Origin of the sequence: Aldersonia kunmingensis (assembly GCF_001646865.1) — a bacterium.
Lineage (GTDB): Bacteria > Actinomycetota > Actinomycetes > Mycobacteriales > Mycobacteriaceae > Aldersonia > Aldersonia kunmingensis.
In genome coordinates this window covers 1-7021 of record NZ_LRRB01000200.1, presented here as the reverse complement: position 1 = coordinate 7021, position 7021 = coordinate 1, and the positions used below count along the sequence as shown (strand labels likewise).

Annotated in this window: 10 protein-coding genes; 5 read left to right on the top strand and 5 right to left on the bottom strand. The window is 64.4% G+C overall.

Annotation, left to right across the window (positions count from 1 at the left end):
* The coding region (locus A8G08_RS15710; protein WP_068275858.1) for an MFS transporter at positions 1-1066 on the bottom strand (1066 nt) is incomplete at its 3' end.
* Between the two features lie 207 nt (positions 1067-1273).
* Between A8G08_RS15710 and A8G08_RS15705 the strand changes: the two genes are divergently transcribed.
* Complete coding sequence (locus tag A8G08_RS15705) at positions 1274-1849, top strand: TetR/AcrR family transcriptional regulator (protein WP_068275854.1); 576 nt, start codon at positions 1274-1276, stop codon at positions 1847-1849.
* 350 nt (positions 1850-2199) lie between these two features.
* Here the strand turns inward: A8G08_RS15705 and A8G08_RS15700 are convergent, their stop codons facing one another.
* Positions 2200-2487 carry a DUF4242 domain-containing protein gene (locus A8G08_RS15700; RefSeq protein WP_068275852.1) on the bottom strand — a complete coding sequence of 96 codons (288 nt, stop codon included), beginning with the start codon at positions 2485-2487 and terminating at the stop codon, positions 2200-2202.
* Between the two features lie 220 nt (positions 2488-2707).
* Positions 2708-2944: a hypothetical protein gene (locus tag A8G08_RS27205; protein WP_157108605.1), complete on the bottom strand. Its 237-nt coding sequence runs from the start codon at positions 2942-2944 to the stop codon at positions 2708-2710.
* Here A8G08_RS27205 and A8G08_RS15695 point away from each other — a divergent pair.
* A complete protein-coding gene (locus A8G08_RS15695; RefSeq protein WP_068275849.1) occupies positions 2937-3554 on the top strand; it encodes a hypothetical protein in 618 nt (205 codons plus the stop codon). The two genes, A8G08_RS27205 and A8G08_RS15695, sit on opposite strands and share 8 nt — an antisense overlap.
* 136 nt (positions 3555-3690) lie before the next feature.
* Here A8G08_RS15695 and A8G08_RS15690 read toward each other — a convergent pair whose 3' ends face one another.
* Entirely contained in the window at positions 3691-3873 is a 183-nt protein-coding gene (locus A8G08_RS15690) for a hypothetical protein (RefSeq protein WP_068275846.1), read from the bottom strand.
* 491 nt (positions 3874-4364) lie between these two features.
* Between A8G08_RS15690 and A8G08_RS28040 the strand changes: the two genes are divergently transcribed.
* The gene (locus tag A8G08_RS28040; RefSeq protein ID WP_169823317.1) at positions 4365-4532 is read left to right on the top strand and encodes a LuxR C-terminal-related transcriptional regulator; all 168 of its coding nucleotides are present in this window, start codon (positions 4365-4367) and stop codon (positions 4530-4532) included.
* On the opposite strand, the gene A8G08_RS15685 is transcribed toward A8G08_RS28040, so the two are convergent.
* On the bottom strand, positions 4529-5494 hold the full coding sequence (locus tag A8G08_RS15685) for a phosphotriesterase family protein (RefSeq protein WP_068275861.1): 966 nt from the start codon (positions 5492-5494) through the stop codon (positions 4529-4531). The two genes, A8G08_RS28040 and A8G08_RS15685, sit on opposite strands and share 4 nt — an antisense overlap.
* A 188-nt stretch (positions 5495-5682) precedes the next feature.
* Here A8G08_RS15685 and A8G08_RS15680 point away from each other — a divergent pair, with 188 nt between their 5' ends.
* On the top strand, positions 5683-6252 hold the full coding sequence (locus A8G08_RS15680) for a dihydrofolate reductase family protein (RefSeq protein ID WP_068275843.1): 570 nt from the start codon (positions 5683-5685) through the stop codon (positions 6250-6252).
* A gap of 155 nt (positions 6253-6407) precedes the next feature.
* Positions 6408-7021 (top strand): AMP-binding protein (locus tag A8G08_RS15675; protein ID WP_157108604.1); only part of this gene is annotated, 614 nt, incomplete at its 3' end.

Here is a 7021-nt window from a genome sequence, read left to right as displayed (position 1 = left end):
GCAACTGCGACAGTCCATATCCGGCGACGAGGACCGAAATGCCGCCCATCAATGTGAACTTCGGTCCAAGGCGGTCGGTAATCCGTCCGCCGATTTGCGAAACGATCATCATCATGAGTCCGCCCGGGAGCATCCACAGGCCGGCAGCCAGCATCGACTGGCCGAGACCGTAGCCGGTCGACTCGGGCAGCTGCAGAATCTGCGGGACGACCAGCATGCTCGCGTACATCCCGACGCCGACGAAGATCGAGGCAATGTTCGTCGTCAGGACGCGAGGTCGGGCGGTCGTGCGCAGATCGACCAGCGGTTCACGCGTGCGCAACTCCCAGGCGCCCCAGGCCAGCAGTACGAGGGCGGCGAGGACGAACAGGCCCAGCGTGGTGGCCGATGTCCAACCCCAATCCGCGCCCTTGGACACCGAAAGCAACAGCGCGACAAGGCCGATCGCGAGGCCAACGGCACCGGGAACGTCGAAGCGTTGTCCCTTCGCGGCCGGTGGGCTGCTCGGGACGAAGAACCACACGAGGGCGGCAGTCATCACCGCAAGTGTCGCCGAACCCCAGAACAGCACATGCCAGTTCGCGTACTCGGCGACTGCGGCGGCAAGCGGCAGTCCGATGCCGCCGCCAATGCCCATCGATGCGCTCACCAGGGCGATCGAAGAACTCAGCCTCTCTGTCGGGACGGCATCGCGAAGCAGTGCGATGCCGAGCGGCACCATGCCCATGCCGAGGCCCTGCAGTCCGCGGCCAATGATCATCGGCAGCACCGAGGCAGACAGCGCGCAGACAACCGATCCCAGCGCGAGTGGCACCGTGCAGGCAAGCAGTACCCGACGCTTGCCGAGCAGATCGCCCAACCGGCCTGTAATCGGAACGCACACACCGGCAACGAGCAATGTCACCGTGATAACCCAGGTCGCATTCGACGGCGTCGTGTGCAGCATCTCGGGAAGATGGGGGAGTAGCGGAGTGACGAGGGTCTGCATGATTGCCGCGACCGTGCCGGCGAAGGCGAGGGTCGCGATGACGGCACCGGAGCGCGCGTCAGACGGAGTCGAATGCACGACGAAACTCCTTGAACGAGGGTTACGGAAACGCCGAATGCGCCGTCACGGGCGGCGCAAGTAATCAGCTGATGACTTGAACTGTAGGAGCAGTCGAGGGGTAAGTCAACGCGTGAAGACTTATGTGTGCTGTGTCTCGGGTCACGACACGATTGGTGACCTAAGCTTGGCGATCAGCCGTTTATCCGAGCGAAAGGCCGCTGCTCGATGGTCGCCGACGAGTCCCAACCCCGACGTCGTGATGCCGCGGCAACGCGGAATGCGTTATTGGCCGCGACTCGGGTGTTGCTCGGCCAGCAGGGTGCGGCCCAGACGACCACGCGCGATATCGCCGCCGTCGTCGGCGTGAACCAAGCGCTGATCAACCGCTACTTCGGTTCCAAGGAAGCGCTTTTCATCGAAGCGGTCCGTACCGGCGGATCGGCCGCAGAAAGCATTGCCACGTCGGCGCCGCTGGACGAAGTTCCAGCCGCGATGCTGCACGAAGTGCTCGAGGTCACCGCATCCGGAACCGGGACCCTCGAACTACTTGCGGGCGCGCTCAACAACGAGACGATAACCGCGGTCATCAGGGACATGATCGAGACGACGTTCACGAAGGGATTCGGCAACCGACTTCCTGGCCCCGACGCCGCCCTGCGTGCCGAACTGCTTGATGCTCTCCTGCTCGGCGTGGTTGTCATGCGGCAGAAGATCGCGACACCTGCGCTCGCACAGGCCGATGTCGACACGATCGCCGACTACGTGACGCGGATGGTCCGACCAGTGCTCGGCTCCGACTGAAGTCATCCGACCCGCACCGGCTGTTCCGCCCAAGTCGTGCGAATCATTGGGAATCACGGACTTTCGCGATCCGGACAAGCCATGGTGACGTAGGTACCAGACGAGCATGAGCCCCGTCGTACTCACATTGAACCCGTGCAGCACCCAGATCGGACCGGGCGGCAGGCTCAGGATGTAGACGGCGTGGACGAGATTGCCGGCGTTGGCCAGCCCGATGTTGCCGATGCTGTAGGAGGACAGGTCTCGAGTGGCAGCCGCCTTCCACAACATCGGCAGCGTGGCGACCACGAAGAACGCGGTCGACACGCCACCGGCGAGGGTAGGGATGGAGCTCATTACACGTGCGCCCGTCACCTCTGGTCGGCGAGTTCGGCGGTGTGCGGCCCGAACTCGTTCGCGACGACAGACACGACATCTGCCGGAAAACCGCCGCGCCGCGCATGTTCGCGAATCGCGTCTGCATCCTCGGCCTCGTGGATGCAGTACAACTTGTCTCCGGCGACATAGCTGGTGATCCACCGGTACGACACCTGCAGCGACGCCACGGCGGCATTGGACTCGACGGCGATCTTCGCGAGTTCCTCCTCGTCGAGTTCGCTCGCACCGGGAATCTCTCGTTCGATGACATAGCGCTTCATGGGATTCTCCTGTTGGTGGTGGTTCCGTGACGGTGTCGTGGTAGTTCAAGATTCGGCCACCGAGTACCGCTCGCGCATGGGGAGAAACTCCCTATCTTTGGCCAACCGGGTGACGGTCGCCGTACACCCGAACGGGTGTGTTTGCCCTGCTCGGATGCCTGTTTCGGACTACCATCGACCTCCATGAGGCTCGCCGAATGCGCGGCAGAGTTCGGTCGGCTCACCGCCCGCGCGAACGGTGTGCGGGCCTTTGCGCGCCTTGGCGGATGCCGGGTTGATCCAGCGAACGTCGCGCGGGCTTGCGTTCCGGCACGACCTGTACCGGCTGGCAATCGGTGGTGCCATGCCGCCCGGCGCCGAGGCCGGTCTGCATCGGCGGCTCATCGCCGCGTATGAGGGCGCGCCAGAAATAGACCCGGCCGTTCTGACCTACCACGCGCTGGAAGCCGGTGACCACCAACGTATTCGGCGCGCTGCGCGCGACGCGGGCCACGCGGCTGCACGGTCCGGTGCGCATACGCAGGCCGCCGATTTCTTCACAGTCGCCCCTCGAGCGAGGTGGGCCGCTCGCGGCCGACGACGAGGCTGGTCTGCTCGAGTCGCTCGCGGCGGAGTTCTACCTGATCGATCGGCTCGATGATGCGATCGACGCGTGCGCGCGTGCCCTCCGAATCCGCCGCGAACAGGGGGCGATGGCAGCGGTCAGCGCGGATCACCACGCGCTCGCGGTCTACGAGTGGTCCAACGCGAACCGGACCCTGGCCGAGGATCACACCGCCCGCGCAGTCGCAGTGCTTTCCGACGACGCGACCACGGCTGACGCGGAGAAGATTGTTCAGCTCGGGCATGGCTTCGCGATGCAGGTCTTCATGGCGCTGCATGCGAGCGACCTCGACCGCGCGGACACGGCTCTTGTCCGTGCGGTCGAGATCGCGGAACGGGTGGAAGACCCCGCGCTGCGCGCGGGTGCATTTGATCGAGAACTATTGCGCGGTACTGCGAAACGATCACGCCGGTCGCGAGGCGATCCTGTCGATCTTGGCGGGGGGACCCAAATACGTCGATGAGACCTACTCGAGCGGTTACAGCAATCTGATCTACTTCGACGTCGAGCAACGGCGTCTCGAGCCGGCTGCGGACCTGCTCGACGTCAGTCTGCCGCTGATGGTCGAGCACGACTTGCCAATCTGCCGTGTCTGGCAGCTAGGCACACGGGCGCGGCTTCAGTTCCTTCTCGGCGAATGGGATTCGGCGGTCATCGATGCCGATACGGTGCTCGACGGTCCGAGCGCGCCCCTGGCACGAACCTGGCCGCTGCTCATCGGTGGCCTTGTCCGGCTGCGCCGGGATGGTCTCGCGCGCAATGGGATCGACGACGCCTGGCAATTGGCACAACGCTACGGCGAACTGATCCGAATGCTGCCGGCCGCTGCCGCCATCGCCGAATCGATGTGGATCACCGGGTCCGACGACATTCGTATCGACGAGTGCACAGCACTGCTCGAGTCGTCATCCGGCGAAGGACTGGAGTGGTCTCGCGGCGAGCTGGCCGCATGGCTGCACCGGTTGGGCGTCACGGTCGACGTAACCGGTGTCGCCGAGCCGTACCGGCTCCTTCTCGACGGTGAGTGCGCCGCGGCAGCAGAAGTGTTTCAACGCCTTTCGACGCCCTACGACGCGGCTCTCGCGCTGATCGACTCGGCGCGGATCCGGCGCTATGCCGGAAGGGACTCGACAAACTCGATCGGCTCGGTGCCGACGCGCTGGCAGACCGAGTTAGGAAGGATCTTCGATCGCGCGGCATTACTGGCATCCCCGGTCGGCGAAGATCGACAACGCTGGCGAACTCCGTCGGACTCACCGCGCGGCAGGTCGAAGTGCTGCGCCTGCTCGAACTCGGGCTCACCAACGCGGAACTGGCGGAACGGCTCTACCTGTCCGTCAAAACCGTCGACCATCATGTCTCGGCGATTCTCACGAAATTGGATGTGGCCAAGCGGCGCGATGCCGTCCGGCGCGCTCGGGATCTCGGCGTACTCGCCTAGCGCGCACTCTCGAAGTAGCGCCGCGGATTATCGACGAGCATCGTCGCGATTTGTGCTTCGGTCACCCCGCGATCGAGCAGAGCTGGCAGGACGTCGTCACTGATGTGCGTGTAATTCCAGTTCGGCGCCATCGCGGCCACGGTGTCCTCGTTGAACCAGTCGATGTAGCAGGACGCGTCGTGGGCAAGCACCATCTTCTCGGCATATCCGCGCCGCGCCAGTTCGGCCACCGTGTTCACCCGGTCCTCGAAGGGCAGCAGGATATCCAACCCGAACCGGTCCATGCCCAAATACGACCCGGCGTCGGCCAGTTCGCAGAGGTAGTCGAGGTCGGTGCTGTCGCCGGAGTGCCCGATGACGACCTTCGTCAGATCCACGCCCTCTTCGCGCAGGACGCGCTGGACCTCGAGGCCCGAACGGGTGTGCACATGGGTGTGCACGGTGATCGGCGCGCCGGTCTCGACATGAGCGCGACCCACGGCCCGCATCACCCGTTCCACGCCGGCGGTGAGGCCCGGTTCGTCGATGGCGCACTTGAGCAAACCGGCCTTGACTCCGGTATCCGCGATGCCCTCACGAATGTCGCGGACGAACAGATCCACCATCGGCTCGCCCCCGCCCGGGACGGGGTAGTGGAACTGGAATGGAACATCGTTGTAGGTGTAAATCCCTGTTGCTGCAACGATATTCACGTCGACCAGCTCATTGATTCGCTGAATTCGCGGAAGGTAGCGGCCCAGTCCGATGACGGTTGGATCGACGATCGTGTCGATACCGCGCTGCTTCATCGCGGTCAGTTTCGTCACCGCATCCCCAACGCGTGCGTCCTCGTCCCAAGGGTCGGGAAACCCGGGATAGTTCTCCCGCACCTCGGTGCCGAGAGTAAAGACGTGCTCGTGCATGAGCACTTTGCCGAGGGCGGCTGTATCGATCGGTCCTCGCACGGTTTCGACGGTGGGCATCGGTACCTCCGCAGCGGTGTCCGTCCGGGCCGAGGCGATTGGCGGTCCCGGTACGGCCACGAACATAACCGCCCGATGCCGGCGAAATACCCGAAATCGGATCGCGCGACTGCGGCTATCCGCGTGACCGGAACCGTTTTCGCTCCGCGCCGACGCGGGTAGCCCATGTCGCGAGGGAAGGAACCGATATGACCGGGCGCACCCTGGCTCTCACCCAGAACGTCACTCTCGACGGTGCTGTCGAGTTTCTCGACGACTGGTTCGACCCCACCGCCCACGACGCCGAGATGAACGCGGAGCTGGCGCGGCAGGAGGAGCGTTGCGACGCGGTCCTGTTCGGTCGGCAGACATTCGAGGACATGCGCGCGTTCTGGCCGCATCAGTCCGACGACACAACCGGTGGGACCGAGTACCTGAACCGGACGCAGAAATACGTCGTCACCTCGACGTTGACCGACCCTGAGTGGGCAAACACCACGCTCTTGTCCGGTGACCCGGTCGACGAGGTGGGCCGCCTCAAGCAGCAGCCGGGCGGCGAGATCGTGCTGACGGGAAGCATCCGGCTGTCGCACGCGCTCATCGAGGCCGGGCTCGTCGACGAGTTCCGCATGTTCACTTTCCCGGTCTTGCAAGGCCGTGGTCGGCGGTTCTTCCCGGACGGTTGCGTGCTGCCACGCCTGGAACTTCTCGACTCGAAGGCGTTCGGGTCGGGTGTGACGTATGCGGCCTACTCGGTCCGCGGAAGCCGGAGCACCTGAGTGGCTCCTCCGGCCCGCCGAATACGTGGGCGAACACCGATTAACTTCGATGGTCATTGCCGAGCGAAAGAATTCGTCGTAGAACTGTGTGACCGGGGACACAGAGCCGCAGCAGTTCAGGTCCATCGAGCCGCGCGCGTACGACAGGAGTGAGCATGACCGCCACCACGGAGTCGACGAACGAATTGACCACAGAGCCGCTGCGCTCGCGCCGAAACCACTGGAACAACCAGGTACGTCGGCATTCGTTCATGACGCCGGACCGGACGGCGATCAGGTACCTGGACACGTCCACCACGTGGCGTCAGCTCGATCAGCGGTCCCACGCTTTCGCCGCCGCCCTGCATCGTCGCGGAGTGCGATTCGGTGACCGCGTCCTGATCACGATGCTGAATCGCACCGAGTACATCGAAGCCGTATTGGGCGCGAACCTGATCGGCGCGATTCCGGTACCGGTCAACTTCCGGATGAGCCCAGCCGAGGTCGGGTTCCTCGTTGCCGACAGCGGCGCCAAGGTCATCGTCACCGAGAAACTGCTTGCGCCCCTGATGGATGCCGTGAGCGCTGCCACGGGCGCGATCGACACCATGATCGTTGTCGACGGCGGTGACGATTCGGCACATCTGGACTTCGAGGCGCTGCTCGCCGAGGATCCGTCGGATCTGCCCGAGATCGATGTCCCCGAGGACACCGTCGCGCTCATTATGTACACCTCGGGTACCACCGGAAAACCCAAGGGCGCCATGCTCACCCACACCAACCTGCAGGC

Excerpts from the sequence above, each read along its gene's own strand:
- A8G08_RS15700 (WP_068275852.1), bottom strand. The coding sequence starts at position 2,487 with ATGAAGCGCTATGTCATCGAACGAGAGATTCCCGGTGCGAGCGAACTC.
- A8G08_RS15705 (WP_068275854.1), top strand. The coding sequence starts at position 1,274 with ATGGTCGCCGACGAGTCCCAACCCCGACGTCGTGATGCCGCGGCAACG.
- A8G08_RS15685 (WP_068275861.1), bottom strand. The coding sequence starts at position 5,494 with ATGCCCACCGTCGAAACCGTGCGAGGACCGATCGATACAGCCGCCCTC.
- A8G08_RS15680 (WP_068275843.1), top strand. The coding sequence starts at position 5,683 with ATGACCGGGCGCACCCTGGCTCTCACCCAGAACGTCACTCTCGACGGT.